The organism is Chryseobacterium sp. RLHN22, assembly GCF_051011795.1.
Lineage (GTDB): Bacteria > Bacteroidota > Bacteroidia > Flavobacteriales > Weeksellaceae > Chryseobacterium > Chryseobacterium zhengzhouense.
Window position 1 is genome coordinate 25,208 of record NZ_JBPCHW010000026.1, and the last position, 15,521, is coordinate 40,728.

A 15,521-nucleotide genomic window follows, 5' to 3' on the forward strand; every position below is an offset into this window, starting at 1 on the left:
TTTAAAAATTATAATTTAATCGAACAAAATAGCTTCTTCCATAGAAAAGATTTTGATTTCCGGTGGCCGCAGTGTGAGCATCACCTGCAAGAACAGTATTTCTGATAGATGAAACATCAAATATATTTTTCACACCGGCACTTACTTCAAAATGATTATTGAAAAATGGCTGGCTTACTGTAAAATTCATCATGTTAAAAGCTTCCATTTCACCAAGAACATACTGTCCCGGATCTGTAGAAATATTCATTGAAGATCTATGGGTATATTGCTTTCTTTTACCTGTATATTTGTAGTATAAAGCAAATAAGGTTTTTGTTTTGTCTAGCGTATAATTCGCTCCCACATTAGCTTCAGCATAATAATTATAATCTGTTGGCGAGCTTACCTGGCCTGTACTTAAGCTCTGTGAAATTCCCATTACGGAAACTCCTGTGTTGATTGAAAAGTTTTTCTTTCCAAGATTTATTCCTGCTCCAAAAACCATCGATTTATAATTATCTACATTGAGATAAGTAAATCGAAGAGGCTGATTATTTATAATAACATTTTCAATCCTGTCCTTTACGTCAAGGTACATTCCTGAAAGACTTAAATTAAACTTCCAGTCAGCAGAACTCACAGTATTATAATCCCAGAATAATCCTGCAGAATAACCGGTTTCAGGATTTAAATTTTCATTTCCTCTAATGTCATGATTGTTGTCGACAACATAGGTATACAGCTCATCGTAGGTAGGAAACCTGTTGGCAGAACCAAAAACCGCACGAAGATCAGATTTCTGTGATGTATTGTATTTAGCTGTTACCGAATAATTATACTGAGAATCAAATTTATCACTCAGGGCTAACCTTACACCGGGACGAAGAGAAAGCTTGTCATTTACTTTCCATTCGGCAGAAAGGAAATTTGCATAATTAAAAATTGTTCTGTTGATATTGATCCCATTATTATTAGATTCAAATGTAGAAGCAGCAGCAAAACCACTTGTATGATCTAATTCATAACCCAACTGGAAATTAATTTTCTCACTGTTCACGAAGTTACTGAACATCCCTCTGGAATAAAATATTTTTGAATCGTAGAACGTAGATTTATCTTCTTTCGAAAGTACCTGTCTGTTTGGAACGTCATAGATATAATTTTGTGATTTTCTTTCCTGAGTCTGGTAAGAAAAATCTCCGTTATAGTGAATTCTTGAACCTATTGTCGTTTGAATATTAAACTGGTGAATCCATCTGGTTGTAAAATAGTCTACATCATTAGCAGTGTATGTTCTGTTACCATTACCAAGAGGAAGATCGGTTAAATTGTTATCGTAAAAATTTATTTTCTCAGTCAAAAAATTTATTTTATAAAACAAAGAGGTTTTACCTTTAGCATAGCGAATCGCCGCATTTGTGATCAGTTGGTCTTTTGGAAGCCATTCATTGCCGCGAAGTTTTTCATCGCCTTTATTAAGATATTTATACCCTCTCAAATTTCCTTTATATCCCTGAAAATCATTATGGTTAATATCTGCGGTAACCGTCCAATGATCTGAAATTCTGTATCCTAAATTAAGAGTTTGGAGATGCCTTCCTTCGCCTTTTTTGAACCAGTCATAATCTTTATTTACAGTTTCTTCCTGTAAGCTGATTTGAGCATTAAACTTTTTAGAATAATTTTTCTTCGTAATAATATTGATGACTCCAGCAACAGCATTATTCCCGTACTCTACACCCATCGAACCTTTTACAATCTCTATTCTCTCGATATTATTAACATTGATTTTTGAAAGATCTACGAGGTTGCCCATTCCCTGATCACTAACAACAGGAATATTATCAATAAGAACTTTTGTATACTGCCCGTTCAGTCCTAAAATATTCGCATTAGAATCTCCGGTTCCGGAATTAGGCTCAACAAGAATATTAAGATTTTGATTAAGAACTTCTGCTGCATTCGTTACTGCCATATTTTTGATCTGCATTACATCAATTACCTCAACTTTATAGATTGATTTATTAATAGACTGCTGTGTGTACTGACCTGTAATAACGACTTCCTCTATTTTTTTCTGATTGAGAGAATCTCTTTCCTGAGCATTGATCCAAAAAACAGCAGATAATGAAACGACAGAGAGCACTTTCTTCTTCATGAGTTCTAAAATTTTCGACAAATATATGTTTTATTTAGAATAGTTAAAAATAAATACACCAATAAATATATTACTGTTTTAATAAATTTGTTAAAGATTTAATAAAAGTACAATATTTAATAATCACAAAATATTAGTAATCAATATATTAACACACTAATTTTTATGGCTAATTTCAATAGAAAATTCTAAACAAGATAAAAATCATATTTTTATTTAGAATGTTTAAAAATTAATATATATTTTTGTAGAATAATTCTAAATAATAAATAGTTATGAAACTAAAACTACTTTTCGGAACTTTACTATTTTCAGCTGTAAATGCCAATGCTCAAGTAGCAACAATTGATGAGAACTTTGAAAGTGCTGTAATATCTACTCCTGCAAACTATAACAACCTTGTAAACGGATGGACTAAAAAAGTTCTTGCCAGTGCACCGCATACTGTTTACGTAGATCAAGGTAGTGGTAATAAATATGCTCAATTTTATGCAGCAGGCTCAACCAGCACGGATGTTTTTTTAATTTCACCACAGATTACTGCTCCAGACGGCACTAAACAAGTAATTTTTACTGCAACTCCTACAGGTGGATCCACTCTTGAAATAGGATTAGTAGACAATCCGGAAAATCTTGTTCCAAACAACGGTGTTCCGGCTTCTTATGAGCTTTTGCAAACTTTTACTTTTACAGCGACAAATACACCAGCAATTACTCCAGTTACGATACCAGCTTCTACAAAGCAATACATTGTTTTCAGATTCAGAAACCCTCAGTTAATGGGGGCTCCCGGTTCAGGTGTTTCGCATGCTGCTTTAGCAATTGATAATATCAAATACAATACCTCATCGGTTTTGGCAACATCTGATATTAAAAAATCATCTGGTCAAATCAGATTCGTCATCAACAATCAGAATACAGCGTTACAGTTTGTAGGAAAAGAAAGCCCTAAATCCATAGAAATTTATTCAGCGACAGGCTCAAGAATTGCAGAGGGAGCTGTAGAAAATAATAAATTCGACATCACCACCATCCAAACCGGAGTTTATTTTGTTTTAATCAAAACCAAAGATGGTAAAATTCAGAAATCGAAATTTATCAAAAATTAATACTTTCTATTTTTTCTAATAAAAAGGCAGTTTCAAAAATGATGAAACTGCCTTTTGAATTTTTAGCATCTAGCAAAATAATTAATAGATTTTAAATCCTTTATAAACCTGGGCTGATTCTTCAGAGATTTTAGAAGCATTTTTTCTGAATTCCATTAAATGATCTGTTCCGTTGTGTGCATTGTGATGCTCTACACTTTCCCACAGTTCAACAAGAAAAAAAGTTCCTTTGTTGTCTTTGTCTTCGATAAGGTCGTATTGAAGGCAACCTGCTTCTTTTCTAGTTTCTCTTACTAAGGTCTGAAATAATTCAACTGCTTCCATCAAATGATTCTCTTTAAATCTGAACAGCGCAACAATATGTAAATTCATGTGTTATTTTTAGGCTGTAAATGTAAATTATTTTTGATTTTAGTTTAAAAACAATTCTGCTAAATTTTTCACAAAAAAAGATAATGTCTTTATTTTAAACGCAAAGGGCGCAAAGTTTTTTTAATATCAGCTTGTATATTTTCCGTTCGCAAAGACGTTTCACTCAGCTAATGTTTGTAATACATTCAGATGACAAGCTAAAGCTTGAACTTTAAATTTTAAATCTTGAATTAAAAAACCGATTTAAAAATCGTGATTGAGCTCATTACAATTACTAAAATCCCGATGACGACAAACATACTTTTCACAGGAAGTTTGGCAGTCAGCATTGCGGAAAATGGTGCGGTAATTATTCCGCCAATTAGAAGTCCGAGAATAATATTCCAATGCTGAATTCCTAAAGTAAAAAAGAAAGTTACAGCAGCGGTAATCGTTAAAATAAATTTAGCAACCGTCGAACTTCCCACCGCAAACCTTGGAGTAAAAGCATTTTTTATTAAAGTTCCCGTAACCAACGGTCCCCATCCTCCACCGGCAAAAGAATCGATAAAACCGCCAATGATGCCCAATCTCGTGAGATTTGTTTTTCTTTTTAAAGCTTTATTCTGTTTTGGCTTAAAAGCATTTGAGAAAATTTTAAAACCAAGATACAGAGTGTAAAAAGAAATGACAGTTTTTGTAATTTTAGAATAATATTCACCCAAATAAGTCAGAGAAATAGCTCCGAGAATGGCTCCGATGACGGCAGGAATGGCTAATTTTTTAACCAAACTTTTACTCACATTTTTCAGCTTGATATGACTGATGCTTCCGGCTGCCGTTGTAAAACTTTCCGCAGAATGAATACTTGCACTTACCGCATGCGGCGGGATTCCCAAAAACAAAAGTGTTGTCGTACAAATTACGCCATACCCCATACCCATTGAGCCTGCAACAATTTCGGCAAAAACTCCTACCAAAAGCATCCAGTAAAAAATATAATTATCTTTGGCGAGGGTAACCTGAAGTTCATCTAAATATCCTAAACTATAAAGCGAAAGAAATGCAATAACCAAAACAACAACGGTTATCAGAAGTACATTAAGTCTGAACTGAATTTTCGGAGTAATTACCATATCATCAAGTGTTTAATCAAAACCTATAAAATCATTACCGCCCCCACTGTCGAATTACTCGTTTCATCAATCAAGATGGCATTTCCCGTTGATTTACTTTCTTCAAAACTATCAAAAACCAAAGGCGACGCAGTTTTTAATCTCAATTTAACAACTTCATTCAGCTTAATGCTTTCTGTAATTGGAATTTGCTCTAAAGTATTGACATCGATTTTATATTCAATCTCTTTTACAATTGCTTTTAAAGTTTTGCTTTTATGCTGAATAAAATATTTGTTGCCTTCATTCAGTTCTTTCTTATCGAGCCAGCAAACAACAGCTTCAAATTCATTTTTAACTTTGGGTTGTTGACTGGTTTTCACTAAAAAATCTCCACGACTGATGTCAATATCATCTTCAATATGAATTACCGCAGGTTGATTGGTAAAGACAAAATCTGCCTCTCTTCCTCCTGTTTCAATTTTTGAAATTTTGGTCTGAATATTTTGTGGCAGAACAGTAATATCATCTCCTTTTTTATAAATTCCCGAAATCACTTCTCCGGCGTAACCTCTGTAATCATGCAGTTCATCGGTTTGTGGACGAATCACATACTGCACCTGAAATCTTGGGTTTTCATTTTCCTGATTTCTGTTAATTTCTACATTTTCAAGAAAGTCTAAAAGTGCTTCTCCGTCATACCAATCGGTTTTCTTAGATTTAGAAACAACATTATCTCCATGAAATGCCGAAATTGGAAAATAATTAACGTTTTCCAACTTCAGTTTTTGAGCAACCAGTTCGTATTGTGCTTTAATATCATTAAAAACTTCTTCAGAGTAATCAACGAGATCCATTTTATTGATGGCAACCACAACGTTTTTCATTTTTAGTAATGACGCAATAATCGAATGCCTTCTGGTCTGCTCAATCACACCTTGTCTTGCATCAATCAAAATCACAATCAATTGAGAATTAGAAGCTCCCGTAATCATATTTCGGGTGTACTGAATATGTCCCGGAGCATCTGCAATAATAAATTTTCTTTTTGGTGTCGAAAAATACCGGTAAGCGACATCAATCGTGATTCCCTGCTCTCTTTCAGCTCTCAAACCGTCTGTTAAAATCGCAAGATCAATTCCGTTTTCGTTTTTATTTTTTGACTGTTTTTCCAACGTTTCAAGCTGGTCAATAAGTATATTTTTGCTGTCGTAGAGAAGTCTTCCGATCAGCGTACTTTTGCCGTCGTCTACGCTTCCTGCGGTGATAAATCTTAGTATGTCCATAAGTTTATTTATTAATGATAATTGATGAATGATCATTGATCAATTATCGCTCATCATTTATATTAAAAATATCCTCCTTTTTTTCTGTCTTCCATCGCCGCTTCTGTTACTTTATCGTCGATTCGGGTTTCACCACGCTCGGAAATTTTCGAAGCCGTAATTTCGTTCACAACCTCATCCAATGTTTCAGCTGAACTTTCAACGGCGGCAGTACAAGTCATGTCACCAACGGTTCTGTAACGAACTTTCTTATTGACAATTGTATCATTTTCATCAATTTGGATAAAATCTGAAACGGCAATCAACTGTCCGTCATATTCTATCACATCACGGTCGTGAGCAAAATAAATTGATGGAAGCTGAATATTTTCTTTCTTAATATAATTCCAGACATCGAGTTCCGTCCAGTTTGAAATCGGGAAAACTCTTACGTTTTCGCCTTTATTGATTCGCCCATTGTAGATGTTCCACAATTCGGGACGCTGAAGTTTCGGATCCCACTGTCCGAACTCATCACGAACTGAGAAAAAACGCTCTTTTGCCCTTGCTTTTTCTTCATCTCTTCTCGCTCCGCCAATACAGGCATCAAACTGAAATTCTTCAATTGTATCTAATAATGTATGGGTTTGTAACCAGTTTCTTGAAGCAAATTTTCCTTTGGGTTCGGTTAAATTTTTAGCTTTAATCGTATCTTCTACTTTTCGAACGATTAATTTGGCACCAAGACTTTCGGCAAAATAATCTCTGAACTGCAGTGCTTCCGGAAAATTGTGTCCCGTATCAATATGCACAAAAGGAAAAGGAATTTTCATCGGAGCAAAAGCTTTTTTAGCCAGATGAACCAACGTAATCGAATCTTTTCCGCCACTGAAAAGCAAGGCAGGTTTTTCAAACTGAGCCGCAATTTCACGCATGATGTAAATGCTTTCAGCCTCTAACTGTTCGAGATAATTTAGTTTATAGTCACTCATTATGATTTAAAAGATTAAATGTGAATTAATGTGAATGCAGACCGCATTCTTTTTGTGAAGTTTCCCACCACCAACGTCCGGCTCTAGGATTTTCGCCTTCCAAGATTGCTCGTGTGCAAGGTTGACAACCAACACTGATGAAACCCTTTTTATGTAAAGCCAATTCCTGAACTTTATTCTGTTCTAAATAATTTAAAACATCCTGATAGGTCCAATTGATAAGTGGATTATATTTGTATAAATTTCTTTCTTCATCCCATTCCAAAATCGGCATATTTTCACGGTTTTCCGATTGTTCCGCACGAAGTCCGGTAATCCAGACTTTGGCATTTTCTAAAGCTCTGTTTAAAGGTTTTACCTTTCGGATGAAACAACATTCCTTTCTGTTTTCTACGGAATGATAGAACGCGTTGATTCCTTTTTCAACGACATATTTTTCTACATCGGAAGATTCAGGAAAATATACTTCTGTTTTTTTCTTGTAACGTGAATTGTTTTTTGAAAGTAAATCGTAATGCTCGTAAAAAAGTCTACCGGTATCTAAAGTGAAAACTTTAATCGGCAAATCATTTTTAAAAATAACATCGGTGATCACCTGATCTTCCTGACCAAGCGAAGTTGAAAATACCACTCCTTCAGAAATTTTAGATGAAATAAAATGTAATCCGTCTTCTAAACTAAGCTGTTGTAAGGTATTTATATCTTCTTTTGAAAACATAATTTTCTGTTTGATATCAGCAAATATCGAACAAAAATATTATCCCACCAAATAAGTAGACTTATGAATTTGAAATTTATGATTTATTTAATCGATTAAATCCAGCAAAGTTTTCTCTTCCAGAATCTTGAGCGATGCATCTCTTACTTCAATTAAAACGTCATGCAAACTGCAGTGTTCTTCGTTGCAATCTTCACATTTTTCGTAGAAATTCAGGCTCACACAAGGTAAAAGTGCAATCGGACCGTTTACTAAACGGATAATCTTTGCCAGTTTTACATTCTGTGGGTCTTCCTTAAAAAAATAACCACCTCCTTTTCCTTTTTTACTGTCGAGAATATCTGCTTTTTTCAGTTCGAGCAAGATATTTTCAAGAAATTTCAACGGAATTTTCTTGTGTTCTGCGATTTCTGAAATAAGAATCGGGCCATCATTTCTCTTTTCTACGAGATATGAAAGCGCCTTAAAAGCATATTGAGATTTTTTAGACAGCATTTCAGCAAAAATAGGAAAAGTTTTGGTAAAGAAACAAGGCAAAAGTAAAAAGAGCCAAGCGAGATAGCAACATCAAAAGTTTATAAGGAATTGTTACTAAATTTGAATTTCTTATACTTCTTTCTTTTGCCTTTTACTTGGCTCTTTTTACTTAAATTTGCCTTATGTTTAGTAAAGAAGAAGCTCAAAAATTAAAGAAAGAATTTTGGACGGCCTTTGGGAAATCTTTTCCGAGGAAATGGATTTTGTACGATACTAAAATCAAAGATTTTTCTTTTAAATTTTATGCTGATAAGAAAAAAGCCGAGGTTTCTTTGGATATTGAAATGAAAGATGAAGTTTTCAGAGATGCCTATTACAATAAAATCTGGTCGCTTGAAGATATGTTAAAAGATTACATCGGAGATTTCCATAAAGAAGAATTTTACACACTGGAAAACGGTAAAGTCATCAGCAGAATCTGGGTTGAAAAAGAGGGAATTTCTGTTTTCAATAAAAACACATGGCAGGAAGCTTTTGAATTCTTCGTTGAAAAGATGGATGGCTTTGAAAGGTTTTATTATGAATTCGAGGATTTTATAAAGGATGTTTAGTTATGAAAATGTCTGAAAAATATGGTCTTACTTTTAAAAGAGTTATTCTTAAAAACTATAATGACTTTAGGTGTGAATATTCTACAATTCCAGGGTCATACTGTGCCGCAGATTTGCTTCAAACATTTAGATTAGAATCTCCTTATTTAATAAAAGAAATTGACGCAGTTTTAAAGGATGAATATTATGATGAAATTTTTCTACCTGATTTTGGATTTAGTGAATTACGATTTGATCCACCAAATGCAATTTTTAATAATGATTTTACGATTCCACTCATTGATTTAAAAATACTGTTGAAAGAATGGATTGAATTTATGAAAAAAGAAAACTCAATATAAAAGAAAACTTTAATAAATTTAAAAACAAAAAACACACTTATGAAAAAGATTATTCCATTACTCATTCTATTGGTATTCCCTTTAATTTCAGCTCAAAACGTTTTCAAATCACAAAAGCAAATCTATTTAGCACAATATTACGCTCATCTGAAAAATGATAAAAAAGCTCTTGACTGTTATTTAAAAGCCATAGATTTTAATTCCAAGATAAATAGCTACGATTATCTCAGTGCGGCTTCTATTGCATTTAAACTCGATAAAAAAAATACTGCTAAAAATCTTCTAATTAAAAGCATTACTAAGCAGCAGGCTCCTTTGGATTTTATAAAAGAATATAAAAGTTTAAAACCATATCAAGACTCTAAAGAAATGAAAGAGGTTTTGGATCAATATAATGATTTCGAAAACCAATATTTCAGAGAACTGAAAAATCCGAAAGCATACATGGAAATTCAGAATCTTATTGCTAAAGATCAGCTTATAAGAGAAGAAGAAAATACTTTTCTAAAATTATCTGATAAGGTAGACTCTGTAAATATTACAAAACTGAAAGAGCTTACCATAAAATATGGTTGGGAACCAAGAGCATGGGTCTTACTATGGCATCATCGTGACTCTTATAATGAAAACAATTTTGTATGGAACTTCTTCAAACCATTTCTTCAGAAAGAAATTGAAAAAGATAATGTGAATAAAGATTTTTTTGTTGATTTTGAAGAATTTGATAATTCTACAAGTAATTTACAAGCTCCCGCTATTTATGAGCTTGGCGGAATTGGCACATTGAGTATGAACCAAACGTACGATGATATAAAAAATCTTGATAAAAGAAGAAAATCTCTAGGCTTACCTCCTTTATATTTTGAATATTTTCTTAACAACAATTCAGAACTTCCAGAAGGTTATAAATACAACCCCGAAAATCTTCTGAAAGATTTGGAAAATTTATAGTTAAAAAATTTTAAAATAAATAAAATTAAACTTATGTTTAATTTATTTCTGTATTTTAGTAATTCAAAACATTAAATCTATCTATTCATAAAGCTTTTAGGTAGAATGTTTTTTGGTGTTCATTCCAAACTAAATCACAAATCTTTACAATACAATGGAAAACAACTCGTTTATTTTCTCGGACGGAACCGACCCAAAAATGATTGCAGCATATGAAAATGCACGTAAAACCTTTAAATATTTCTGGAGAGAAATTTCGTGGGAGCAAAGAAGAATCATTCCTGCCATGAATTTAGCGTGTGTAAAAGCACAGTTTTCAGAGAAACATCCCGATTCAGGAGAAGAAATTGTAGAACATATGTGGCTGAATGATATTCATTTCGATGGAGATACTGTTAGTGGATTTTTAATTAACGAACCAAACAATCTTACCACAATACAACCCGGTGATTATTTTGAAATTCCTTTGAATGAAATCAGTGATTGGCTCTTTGCAATGATTCCTGCTCAGAAAAAAAACAAAGGACTTTCAAAGCTATTTTCTTCGTCATCAGAACCTATTCCGAAAGCGTACGGCGGATTTACCATTCAAAAAATGCGTAGCGATATGTCGGAGTCTGAAAGAAATGACCATGATGAAGCATGGCAACTTGACTTTGGAGATTTTAATGAAATTGAAGTAGTCTACGAACAAAAAGATAAGCCTGAAAACCTCATCGAACATCCGATGAGTAAAAATATGAAAGAAAGTTTTGTGACGTTTTTAAATGATTATCCTGCTGAGCTTACCAATATTGATGAAGATGGATTTACGCTTTTACACAGAGAAACAATTGCCGGAAATTTAAGTTCAGTGGAAGTTCTTCTCAAATCCGGAGCAGATAAAAATTTAAAAACAAATAAAGGGAAGACACCTTTAGATTATGCAAAACAGCTGAATTGGGAACATTTGATTCCTATTTTGGAAAACTAATTTATAAAGAGAAACTTTCGGGTTTCTCTTTTATTTTTTACCAAATGGCAAATGCTGTCAAAATTTCTTTAGCTAAATTGCATTCATGAAAGAATTATTTGATTTTATCTTAAAATTTGGAAATCTTAATCAACAACAAATTGATTTTATTACCAGTAAAGCAACTGAAATTAATTTTTCTAAAGAAGAGTATTTTTCAGAAGCCGGGAAAATTGCGAAACAAGTTGGTTTTGTTGTGGACGGAATTCTTCGCGTTTGCTATTACAATAATCAAAGTGAAGAAATTACAAAATATTTCATTGAAGAAAATAATCTAGTCGTAGATTTGGAAAGTTTCGACAACCAAATCTGTTCGAGTGCTTATGTTCAAGCAGTTACTGATTGTAAAATGATTGTTTTTGAAAGAAAAGACTGGCTCGAACTTTTACAGACAATCGTTGGTTTTGATGCCATTGTTCACAAAATTATTTCCCGAGCTTTGATTCAAAAAGTAGAAAGAAGAAGTCCGCTTGTTTCTGAAGATGCAACAACACGATACTTAAAATTTCTTGAAATTTATCCGACTACGGTTAACAGAATTCCGCTTTCGTATGTTGCTTCCTATTTAGGAGTTACTCAGTCTTCTTTAAGCAGAATCAGGAAAGGGATTCGGCTATAAAATGGATGTTGGATGATGGATTTTATTGATTCACTGTTTGGTTTTTTCTTTAGTTGAATACTTAATTACGTAAACTTCCAAATTCAAGTTTTTTTGCTTTCAACCAAAACCTTCTCTTTTTGCCAAATGGCAAATGTCACGTTGTTTTAATGGCGGAATTTTACACCATTATTAAAACATACAAAATGCAAACAGTATTAATTACAGGAGCCAACAGAAGTATCGGCTTAGAAACCGCAAAACAACTTTCAGAAAAAGGATTATTCGTTTATTTAGGAAGCCGAAATCTTGCAAGAGGCGAAAAAGTTGTAAAAGAATTAAATCAAGAAGGATTTCAAAATATCAAAGCAATAGAAATTGATGTTACGGATCCTGAATCAATTCTAAAAGCTAAAAACATTGTCGAAAACGAGCAAGGAAAACTGGATATCCTTATCAATAATGCTGGAATATTGGGAATCAATCCGCAAACCGCAATTGAAACGTCTATAAAAGACATTCAGGAAGTTTTTGACACCAATTTCTTTGGAGTAATCAGTGTCACTCAATTTTTTTTAGATTTACTAAAAAAATCTGAACAGCCGAGAATCAGTAATATTACTTCAGGATTAGGTTCTTTAACTTTACACAGTGATCCAAACTGGAAATATTACCATGTAAAAGGAGCAGCTTATGGTCCGTCAAAATCAGCTTTAAATGCTTACACCATCGCTTTAGCTTATGAATTGAGAGAATCGCAATTCAAGGTAAATGTGATTGATCCCGGATACACAGCGACAGATTTTAATCATCATAGTGGTTCTGGTTCTGTTAAAAGTGCGGCTTCATTTATTATTAAACACACTTTAACGGACGAAAATGCTCCGACCGGACAATATTTCAGCAATGATATTGAAGATGAAACAGGAATCAGTCCATGGTAATTTTAAAATAATATTTATAAAAGAGAAACTTTCAAGTTTCTCTTTTTTGTTTTCTAAATTCTCCTTATTTAGTGATATTTTGAAGTGTTTTTATATCTTTGGCTGTTTAAAATAACTATGAATGAAGAGTTAAACGGATTTATTCATCTTTAAATAAAAAAAATTTCATTGCATAAAATTTACCAACATTTCCAGTTCAGATTTAATCAGAGTTTCAGGATTTTTAATTTTAATCCGAAAGTCAGCCTGCCGGTAATTTTGGTTTTTGGTGCATTGATGATTGTTGAATTTCCGAAAGCATATCTATATCCGCTACTCTACTTTTCTTTAGCATTGGTTTTTCATATTAATAGAAAAGATATTCCCTTTCTCAGAAAAATTTTCGTGAGTAATTGGAGATTCATTATTTTTCTTGAATCGGCCGTTATTTATTTTATTTTTCTGTTGACAAATATCAATTATAAAATTGAAAAATTCGGTTTAATGATGTTAGGAGCATTGATCTTATTGTGCTTTTTAGAACCAAAATCAAAACCTTTTCCTACACTTCAATGGAATTTTATTTCAAATGATCTGTTTGAATGGAAAAGCTATCTCAGAAAAAATACATGGATGTTTATTTTCACGTACGTCATTATAATCGCTTCGGCTTATTATCCTGCAAGTCTGATTTTAGGCGGAATTTTTCTTCTTGATTATCTTTCTCACGTTTATGAAAATAACGAGAACAAAGAAATGCTTGAAGTTTATTTTAAAAAGATAAGTTTTAAAGATAAAATTTATAAAAATTTGATTTTCTTCAATTCGCTTCTTTTACCCACTTACATTACTTTTTTAATCATCAATTTTAACGAAAATCTATATTTGCTCTACTACATCTTCTTTATGAATCTTTATTTTTTATTGATTATTACAAGAAAGTATAAAGTTTATCATCATCATGAAAAGTCAAGTTACTTCAGCATTGCGGTGTTTATTGAATTTTTCGCATACAGCATGTTGATTATTCCCGCTTTTATTATGATTCGTTTAAATAGCAAAGAAGCTCAGCAAAACATTAAAAATTATGTTGGAAATTAAAAATCTGTCGGTCAGTTTTAAAGATAAACATGTTCTTCAGAGTTTAAATTTAGAAATTGAAGAAGGAAAAATTTTGGGTATTCTTGGTAAAAACGGAGCCGGAAAAACAACTTTGTTTGAATCTTTATATCAAAGTCAGAAATACAGTGGCGAAATTTTATGGCAAAGTAAAAATCTTCTTCGTGAAAACATTTCTTACCTTGAAACGGAAAACTATTTCTATCCTTACATTACCGGAAAAGAATATCTTTCTTATTTCTCAAAAGAAAAGCTTGTAAAAACTATTGAATTGGCTGAGAAATTTCAGCTTCCGATGGATAAATTTGTGCAGTATTATTCAAGTGGAATGAAAAAGAAACTGGCTTTGATCGGAATGTTGATGCTTGATAAACCGATCAATATTTTAGACGAACCATTTAACGGAGTTGATTTTGAAGGCGTTCATTTATTGTACGATATTATTTTAGAATTAAAACAAAACAATAAAACTGTGATTATCAGTTCGCATATCATTGAAACTCTTTTTCATACCTGCGACAGAATCGTCACTTTAGAAAACGGAAAAATCAGCAATATTTTTGAAAAAGATAATTTTGAAAAACTTCGACATTTTAAATTTTAGAATATATCAAAATGTGTCGCTCCTACGGAGCTTATGTAAGACCTTAAATCTCTTTTCTACAAAGGTTTCGCTCCTCCGGAGCGCGCCATCATTAATCCAAAATTCGATTCTATACAGGTTTTGCTCCTCTGGAGCAATGTAAATTGACAGTTTAATAAAGTAAAAAAGACATCTGCATTTCTACAGATGTCTTTATATTTATAGCAATTGCTGATTATTTTTGGTCAGCTTTTACGTCGATAGCAATTTCGATGTCTTTGCTGATCATCCACTCTGCAGGATCAGTTTCGTCAGTTCCGAATTTGATTCCCCAATCAGCACGGTTTACAGTAAATTGAGCTTTCAAAGTTGCAGATTTATCAATGATGTCCACTTTTGCAGGGAAAGTTACGTTCATTGTTTTTCCAAGAAGCGTAAGGTTACCGCTTACTGTTTTATTAGCTCCCGCTACAGCATCTGCGCCCGGAGTTGCAAGATCTTCAACTTTAGTGATTTTGAAATCAGCAGTTGGATGTTTTTCAACATCGAAGAAATCTGCATTTTTAAGGTGACCTTCAAGGTCTGTATATTTTTTATCTTTTTCAGTTACAGAAGCCGGATCTACCTTTAAAGATTTCATGTCAATTACAAATTCTCCGGATGCCAATTGATTGTCAGCAACAGATAATTCTCCTGTACTTACAGAAAGAGTTCCCCAACGTGGAGCAAAACCACCTTTGTGGAAAGCTTTCCAGTTTACTTTAGAAGCAGCCACATCAACTGTGAAAACATTTCCTTGTTTTTCAGCTACCGTTTGTTCCTGTGTTGCTGTAGCAGCTTCAGTTTTTTTATCTCCACATGATGCAAGAAGCAAACCTAAACCTGCTAAAGCGATTACGCCAATTTTCTTCATTTTTTTAGTATTTAATTATTATCGATTATTGTTTTAATAAACCTCAAAACTTTTATTTTATTGTTTTGACTCTGCAAACCTCCGAAAAAAACATGATTCAAATCATTATCATAGGATAAGAAAAGATTAAAATTATAAAAAAGATTCGGAAATTGCGATATTGAGAAAATTTAATATTAAGCCTGTTTAAACTTTTTTAGAAAAAGAGTTTCCAGAAAATTAGCAATTTAGAGTTGCAAAAAAAAAGAACTAAAATCTGGAACTCATAAGCAAAGATAAACTGGAAAAATGGATTTTACCTCA

General features: G+C 32.8%; 17 protein-coding genes. 9 read left to right on the forward strand and 8 right to left on the reverse strand.

The annotated features are described in order from the left end of the window. Nucleotide 1: 1 nt before the first annotated feature. The gene (locus ACR1PN_RS18425) at nt 2–2,140 is read right to left on the reverse strand and encodes a TonB-dependent receptor plug domain-containing protein (RefSeq protein WP_433981219.1); all 2,139 of its coding nucleotides are present in this window, start codon (nt 2,138–2,140) and stop codon (nt 2–4) included. A gap of 275 nt (nt 2,141–2,415) precedes the next feature. Here ACR1PN_RS18425 and ACR1PN_RS18430 point away from each other — a divergent pair, with 275 nt between their 5' ends. Then, nucleotides 2,416–3,249, forward strand: coding sequence for a T9SS type A sorting domain-containing protein (locus tag ACR1PN_RS18430; RefSeq protein ID WP_433981220.1), 834 nt, complete (start codon nt 2,416–2,418; stop codon nt 3,247–3,249). Nucleotides 3,250–3,330: 81 nt separating this feature from the next. On the opposite strand, the gene ACR1PN_RS18435 is transcribed toward ACR1PN_RS18430, so the two are convergent. The 6 genes from ACR1PN_RS18435 to ACR1PN_RS18460 form a co-directional block, all read right to left on the reverse strand. Then, nucleotides 3,331–3,621, reverse strand: a complete 291-nt coding sequence (locus ACR1PN_RS18435) for a putative quinol monooxygenase (protein ID WP_378181481.1) — start codon at nt 3,619–3,621, stop codon at nt 3,331–3,333. Between the two features lie 230 nt (nt 3,622–3,851). Next, entirely contained in the window at nt 3,852–4,736 is an 885-nt protein-coding gene (locus tag ACR1PN_RS18440; protein WP_433981221.1) for a sulfite exporter TauE/SafE family protein, read from the reverse strand. 23 nt (nt 4,737–4,759) lie between these two features. Then, complete coding sequence (locus ACR1PN_RS18445; RefSeq protein ID WP_433981222.1) at nt 4,760–6,001, reverse strand: sulfate adenylyltransferase subunit 1; 1,242 nt, start codon at nt 5,999–6,001, stop codon at nt 4,760–4,762. A 62-nt stretch (nt 6,002–6,063) separates the two neighbouring features. Beyond that, a complete protein-coding gene (cysD, locus tag ACR1PN_RS18450; protein ID WP_433981223.1) occupies nt 6,064–6,972 on the reverse strand; it encodes a sulfate adenylyltransferase subunit CysD in 909 nt (302 codons plus the stop codon). Between the two features lie 25 nt (nt 6,973–6,997). Further along, on the reverse strand, nt 6,998–7,690 hold the full coding sequence (locus ACR1PN_RS18455; protein WP_433981224.1) for a phosphoadenylyl-sulfate reductase: 693 nt from the start codon (nt 7,688–7,690) through the stop codon (nt 6,998–7,000). Between the two features lie 87 nt (nt 7,691–7,777). After that, nucleotides 7,778–8,185 carry an RrF2 family transcriptional regulator gene (locus tag ACR1PN_RS18460; protein ID WP_378181466.1) on the reverse strand — a complete coding sequence of 136 codons (408 nt, stop codon included), beginning with the start codon at nt 8,183–8,185 and terminating at the stop codon, nt 7,778–7,780. A gap of 164 nt (nt 8,186–8,349) precedes the next feature. Between ACR1PN_RS18460 and ACR1PN_RS18465 the strand changes: the two genes are divergently transcribed. The 8 genes from ACR1PN_RS18465 (at nt 8,350) to ACR1PN_RS18500 (ending at nt 14,326) form a co-directional block, all read left to right on the forward strand. Next, nucleotides 8,350–8,778: a DUF4268 domain-containing protein gene (locus tag ACR1PN_RS18465; RefSeq protein ID WP_378181463.1), complete on the forward strand. Its 429-nt coding sequence runs from the start codon at nt 8,350–8,352 to the stop codon at nt 8,776–8,778. 8 nt (nt 8,779–8,786) lie between these two features. Continuing rightward, nucleotides 8,787–9,119, forward strand: a complete 333-nt coding sequence (locus ACR1PN_RS18470) for a hypothetical protein (RefSeq protein WP_433981225.1) — start codon at nt 8,787–8,789, stop codon at nt 9,117–9,119. Between the two features lie 39 nt (nt 9,120–9,158). Beyond that, nucleotides 9,159–10,070 carry a hypothetical protein gene (locus ACR1PN_RS18475; RefSeq protein WP_433981226.1) on the forward strand — a complete coding sequence of 304 codons (912 nt, stop codon included), beginning with the start codon at nt 9,159–9,161 and terminating at the stop codon, nt 10,068–10,070. Between the two features lie 154 nt (nt 10,071–10,224). After that, on the forward strand, nt 10,225–11,043 hold the full coding sequence (locus tag ACR1PN_RS18480) for a DUF2314 domain-containing protein (protein WP_433981227.1): 819 nt from the start codon (nt 10,225–10,227) through the stop codon (nt 11,041–11,043). Between the two features lie 85 nt (nt 11,044–11,128). Further along, the gene (locus ACR1PN_RS18485; RefSeq protein WP_433981228.1) at nt 11,129–11,701 is read left to right on the forward strand and encodes a Crp/Fnr family transcriptional regulator; all 573 of its coding nucleotides are present in this window, start codon (nt 11,129–11,131) and stop codon (nt 11,699–11,701) included. A gap of 185 nt (nt 11,702–11,886) precedes the next feature. Then, the gene (locus ACR1PN_RS18490; protein ID WP_433981229.1) at nt 11,887–12,624 is read left to right on the forward strand and encodes an SDR family NAD(P)-dependent oxidoreductase; all 738 of its coding nucleotides are present in this window, start codon (nt 11,887–11,889) and stop codon (nt 12,622–12,624) included. Nucleotides 12,625–12,792: 168 nt separating this feature from the next. Beyond that, complete coding sequence (locus tag ACR1PN_RS18495) at nt 12,793–13,704, forward strand: hypothetical protein (protein WP_433981230.1); 912 nt, start codon at nt 12,793–12,795, stop codon at nt 13,702–13,704. Beyond that, a complete protein-coding gene (locus tag ACR1PN_RS18500; protein ID WP_433981231.1) occupies nt 13,691–14,326 on the forward strand; it encodes an ABC transporter ATP-binding protein in 636 nt (211 codons plus the stop codon). Before ACR1PN_RS18495 ends, ACR1PN_RS18500 begins: the two co-directional genes overlap by 14 nt. A gap of 214 nt (nt 14,327–14,540) precedes the next feature. On the opposite strand, the gene ACR1PN_RS18505 is transcribed toward ACR1PN_RS18500, so the two are convergent. After that, on the reverse strand, nt 14,541–15,218 hold the full coding sequence (locus ACR1PN_RS18505) for a YceI family protein (protein ID WP_433981232.1): 678 nt from the start codon (nt 15,216–15,218) through the stop codon (nt 14,541–14,543). Nucleotides 15,219–15,521: the final 303 nt, after the last annotated feature.

What these genes read in the sequence shown, in the direction of transcription:
- ACR1PN_RS18425 (WP_433981219.1), bottom strand. Translation starts at nt 2,140, where the DNA reads ATGAAGAAGAAAGTGCTCTCTGTCGTTTCATTATCTGCTGTTTTTTGG.
- ACR1PN_RS18430 (WP_433981220.1), top strand. Translation starts at nt 2,416, where the DNA reads ATGAAACTAAAACTACTTTTCGGAACTTTACTATTTTCAGCTGTAAAT.
- ACR1PN_RS18435 (WP_378181481.1), bottom strand. Translation starts at nt 3,621, where the DNA reads ATGAATTTACATATTGTTGCGCTGTTCAGATTTAAAGAGAATCATTTG.
- ACR1PN_RS18440 (WP_433981221.1), bottom strand. Translation starts at nt 4,736, where the DNA reads ATGGTAATTACTCCGAAAATTCAGTTCAGACTTAATGTACTTCTGATA.
- ACR1PN_RS18445 (WP_433981222.1), bottom strand. Translation starts at nt 6,001, where the DNA reads ATGGACATACTAAGATTTATCACCGCAGGAAGCGTAGACGACGGCAAA.
- cysD (WP_433981223.1), bottom strand. Translation starts at nt 6,972, where the DNA reads ATGAGTGACTATAAACTAAATTATCTCGAACAGTTAGAGGCTGAAAGC.
- ACR1PN_RS18455 (WP_433981224.1), bottom strand. Translation starts at nt 7,690, where the DNA reads ATGTTTTCAAAAGAAGATATAAATACCTTACAACAGCTTAGTTTAGAA.
- ACR1PN_RS18460 (WP_378181466.1), bottom strand. Translation starts at nt 8,185, where the DNA reads ATGCTGTCTAAAAAATCTCAATATGCTTTTAAGGCGCTTTCATATCTC.
- ACR1PN_RS18465 (WP_378181463.1), top strand. Translation starts at nt 8,350, where the DNA reads ATGTTTAGTAAAGAAGAAGCTCAAAAATTAAAGAAAGAATTTTGGACG.
- ACR1PN_RS18470 (WP_433981225.1), top strand. Translation starts at nt 8,787, where the DNA reads ATGTCTGAAAAATATGGTCTTACTTTTAAAAGAGTTATTCTTAAAAAC.
- ACR1PN_RS18475 (WP_433981226.1), top strand. Translation starts at nt 9,159, where the DNA reads ATGAAAAAGATTATTCCATTACTCATTCTATTGGTATTCCCTTTAATT.
- ACR1PN_RS18480 (WP_433981227.1), top strand. Translation starts at nt 10,225, where the DNA reads ATGGAAAACAACTCGTTTATTTTCTCGGACGGAACCGACCCAAAAATG.
- ACR1PN_RS18485 (WP_433981228.1), top strand. Translation starts at nt 11,129, where the DNA reads ATGAAAGAATTATTTGATTTTATCTTAAAATTTGGAAATCTTAATCAA.
- ACR1PN_RS18490 (WP_433981229.1), top strand. Translation starts at nt 11,887, where the DNA reads ATGCAAACAGTATTAATTACAGGAGCCAACAGAAGTATCGGCTTAGAA.
- ACR1PN_RS18500 (WP_433981231.1), top strand. Translation starts at nt 13,691, where the DNA reads ATGTTGGAAATTAAAAATCTGTCGGTCAGTTTTAAAGATAAACATGTT.
- ACR1PN_RS18505 (WP_433981232.1), bottom strand. Translation starts at nt 15,218, where the DNA reads ATGAAGAAAATTGGCGTAATCGCTTTAGCAGGTTTAGGTTTGCTTCTT.